The 565-nt window shown below is 70.4% G+C and carries 1 protein-coding gene; it reads right to left on the bottom strand.

Annotated elements, in window-relative coordinates; translation table 11 throughout:
• A partial coding sequence (gene lptC / locus B8460_RS19085; RefSeq protein WP_048863211.1) for an LPS export ABC transporter periplasmic protein LptC occupies positions 1-565 on the bottom strand: 565 nt, incomplete at both ends.

Here is a 565-nt window from a genome sequence, read left to right as displayed (position 1 = left end):
CCGGGCCCGAACTGGATCTGATCGCCCTTGTCGGTCAGCGCGAAGCCCGCGGCGTCGAGCGTGCCGATCGGACCCTCCACATGCACCGGGTCGGCCCCGGCGGCGGCGCCGTCGTGCAGATCGATGGAGGCCGTCTCGGTCTGCACGGTCATGCCGTCATCGCGATACAGCGTGACGTCCTGCGACAGGTCGAGCTGCTTGGCCCGCTGCATATAGATGCCCTGGCGCGACTGCAGCATCAGCCACGTACCGTTCTCCAGCGTCAGGTCGCCCTTCGGCAGGCTGAGATCGACGCGGTCGGGCGAGATCTGGTCGGCCGACACGGCGGTGATCGTGTAGGGGCGACCCCGCTCGTCCACGCTGCGGTAGCGCGCGTCCGACAGCGTCGCCCCGCTCACCGCGTGCGCCATCTGCTTCATGGACAGCCGCGCCTCGTCGCGGGCGCGGTCGAATTCGGGCCACATCGCGATGGTGGTCAGCAGCGCCAGCGCGCCGACCGGCAGCAGGTATTTGGTCGCCGTCACCATCAGCCGCCGGCGCTGCAGGTCGGCGCGGGTCGGCACCC

Origin of the sequence: Acidisphaera rubrifaciens HS-AP3, from assembly GCF_000964365.1 — a bacterium.
In the GTDB taxonomy this organism is placed as follows: domain Bacteria; phylum Pseudomonadota; class Alphaproteobacteria; order Acetobacterales; family Acetobacteraceae; genus Acidisphaera; species Acidisphaera rubrifaciens.
The sequence above is the reverse complement of the archived record's forward strand: the minus strand, read 5'-3'. Positions and strand labels throughout refer to the sequence as shown.